4 protein-coding genes are annotated in these 2,597 nt (G+C 78.9%); 1 reads left to right on the forward strand and 3 read right to left on the reverse strand.

Features of this window, described 5'->3' with window-relative positions:
* Nucleotides 1-1,203 (forward strand): FAD-dependent oxidoreductase (locus tag IH44_RS0139590; RefSeq protein WP_030464701.1); only part of this gene is annotated, 1,203 nt, incomplete at its 5' end.
* A 37-nt stretch (nucleotides 1,204-1,240) separates the two neighbouring features.
* Here IH44_RS0139590 and IH44_RS0139595 read toward each other — a convergent pair.
* From IH44_RS0139595 to IH44_RS0139610, 3 genes are all read right to left on the reverse strand, one after another.
* Nucleotides 1,241-1,507 carry a hypothetical protein gene (locus tag IH44_RS0139595; protein ID WP_030464702.1) on the reverse strand — a complete coding sequence of 89 codons (267 nt, stop codon included), beginning with the start codon at nucleotides 1,505-1,507 and terminating at the stop codon, nucleotides 1,241-1,243.
* A 113-nt stretch (nucleotides 1,508-1,620) separates the two neighbouring features.
* Nucleotides 1,621-2,049 carry an ATP-binding protein gene (locus IH44_RS42125; RefSeq protein WP_051818318.1) on the reverse strand — a complete coding sequence of 143 codons (429 nt, stop codon included), beginning with the start codon at nucleotides 2,047-2,049 and terminating at the stop codon, nucleotides 1,621-1,623.
* 121 nt (nucleotides 2,050-2,170) lie between these two features.
* Nucleotides 2,171-2,518: an STAS domain-containing protein gene (locus tag IH44_RS0139610; RefSeq protein ID WP_081967400.1), complete on the reverse strand. Its 348-nt coding sequence runs from the start codon at nucleotides 2,516-2,518 to the stop codon at nucleotides 2,171-2,173.
* Nucleotides 2,519-2,597 lie beyond the last annotated feature (79 nt).

Consider the following 2,597-nt stretch of genomic DNA (forward strand, 5'->3'; position numbering starts at 1 on the left):
GGGCTGGCCTGCGCGCTGGACCTGGTGGCGGCGGGGCGGCGGGTGCGGCTGCTGGAGGCGTCGGAGGCGGTGGGCGGGCGGATGCGCACCGACCTGCGCGACGGGTTCCGGCTGGACCGCGGGTTCCAGGTGTTCAACACGTCCTATCCGCAGGTGCGGCGCCGGCTGGACCTGCGGCCGCTGCGGCTGCGCCCGTTCACGCCCGGTTTCCTGCTGGCCGGTCCGGCGGGCCGCCGCCGGGTCGTCGATCCGCTGCGCCGGCCGGGCCTGGCGGGCGACCTGCTGGCCGGGCGGGTGGTGCCGCCCCGGGACGCGGCGGCGCTCGGCGCGCTGACCGTGCGCGACGCCCTGCTGCCCGCCGCGCTGCTGCGCCGCGGGCGCGACGTGCCGGCGGCGGTGGCGCTGCGCGGCGCGGGCGTCTCGCGGGCGACCGTCGACGGGGTGCTGCGCCCGTTCCTGTCCGGGGTCTTCCTGGAGGACGCTCTGGCCACCTCCAGCCGGGTCCTGCACCTGTACTGGCGCAGCCTGGTCCGGGGGACGCTCGCGCTCCCGGCGGCGGGCATCGGCGCGGTCCCGGCCGCGCTGGCCGGGCAACTTCCGCCGGGGGTACTGGAGTTGGGCGCCCGGGTGGCGCAGGTGCACCGGGACGGGGTGCTGCTGGCGGACGGGCGGGAGGTGGCGGCGCGCCGCGTGGTGGTGGCCGCCGAACCGGCCGCCGCCGCGGCCCTGCTGCCCGGGCTGCCGGTGCCGGAGACCCGGTCGGTGACGACGTTCTACCACGCGGCCGAGCGCAGCCCGCTGGCCGAACCGACCCTGCTCGTGGACTCCGGGCGCCGGCTGCTGAACTCGGTGGTGCTCTCGGAGGTGGTGCCGGGCTGCGCGCCGCGGGGGCTGTCGCTGGTGTCCACCTCGGTGCTCGGCACGACGGCCGAGGAGGGCCCGGTGCGGGCCCGGCTGGCCGACCTGTACGGCTGCGACACCTCCGGCTGGGAGCCGCTGGCCGCCTACCGGATCCCGGGCGCCCTCCCGGCCATGCCCGCCCCGCACCCCCTGACCCGCACCACCCGGTGGGCACCGGGCCGGTACGTGTGCGGCGACCACCGGGCGACCGGCTCCGTGCAGGGCGCGCTGGCCTCGGGCGCCCGGGCGGCCCGCGAGGTGCTGGCCGACCTGTCGTCCCGCCCGGGTCCCCGCGCCGCGTAGGCCCGCTCCGGCCGGTCCGCGGGCCAGGTCCGGCGGGTCACCGGAGTCCGCGGGACGGACGGGGCCGCCCGGAGCGGCGCTCGGCGGCCTCGGCGGCCTCGGTGGTCTCGGCGGCGGAGCGGGGTGCCCCGGGCCGGGCCGGGGGGACGGGTGCGGGGCGCGGTTCGAGGAACGGCGGGGCGGTGACCGGTGCCGGCGGTGCCCCGTCGCGCCGGCGGAGCGGCGGGTGGGCGGCGGTCTCGGAGAAGGGCTGCCACAGCGGGCGGCGGTCGGTGTCCATGCCCTGGGTCTGACCGGCCGTCACGGATCCAATCCTCCGTTCCCGCCGCGGACCCGCGGGTTCCTCCGGACGGCCTCGCCGGAGCGGCCGGAGCGGGCGGAGCGGCCGTGGCAGCCGGAGCGACCGTGGCGGTCCGGCTACAGGGCGAAGGTGACCCGGATCCGCTTGCCGCCGCCGGGCAGCGGGTCGATGCGGCAGGTCGCGGCGAGCGCCTGGACGATGGCCCAGCCGCGGCCGCCCGCGGCGGCGGGGTCGCGGCCGTGCGGCGGCTGGGCGACGGGGTGGCGGTCGTCGCCGTCCTCGACGTCGACGACGAGTTCGGTGCCGCAGGGGCCGAGGCGGGCGTCGAAGCAGGTCAAGCCGCCGCCGTGGCGCAGGGCGTTGGCGATGAGCTCGGTCACCGCGAGCTGCGCGGAGGCCAGCACCTGGCCGCCGGGGTGCTCGGCGTCCGCGAGCAGCCGGGCGAGGACGGCGCGGGCCTGGCCCGCGGTGCGGACGGGCTCCGGCGGCCGCTCCTCCGGGACGACGGCCCCCGGGGACGGCGGCCGGGCGTCGTCGTGGGACATGGACGACCTCGAATCGTCTACGGCACCGTGGTGCCGGCCGGCAAGGCCGGACGGGGGTCGGGTGGGATCGGAGGGGTTGTGCCCCGGCGGGGGCGGATGATGCGGCACGGCCGGCCCCGCCTCACCCGGTCCCGGTGCCGCGCGGCTGGCGGCGCAGCAGGTCGGCGGCGGCGGCGCGGGCCAGCGGGAGGCTGTCGGCGACGGTGAAGTAGCCGTCGGTGGCGGTGATCTCCAGCAGCCGCCGCAGGGCGGGGGCCAGCGGCCCGAGCAGGACCAGGGCGCCGGCCCCGGCCTCCATCCGCTGCTGCGCCAGCACCAGGGTCCGCAGCACGGAGGAGTCGGCGAAGGTGACCGCCGCGACGTCCAGGACGAGCAGGCCGGTGCTGCGGGCGGCGGCGGCGTCCACCTCCTCGGCGAGTCGGCGTTCGCTGTCGTGGTCGAGGTCGCCGCTCAGAAAGTGTCGGGTAATTGATCAACTGCGTGGCGTGATCACTGGCGGTGGTCGTCGCGGTCGAGGTGTCCACGATGATCGCCGCTATGTGTGTCTG

Origin of the sequence: Kitasatospora sp. NRRL B-11411, from assembly GCF_000721345.1 — a bacterium.
In the GTDB taxonomy this organism is placed as follows: Bacteria; Actinomycetota; Actinomycetes; order Streptomycetales; family Streptomycetaceae; genus Kitasatospora; species Kitasatospora cineracea.

What these genes read in the sequence shown, in the direction of transcription:
- IH44_RS42125 (WP_051818318.1), bottom strand. Translation starts at nt 2,049, where the DNA reads ATGTCCCACGACGACGCCCGGCCGCCGTCCCCGGGGGCCGTCGTCCCG.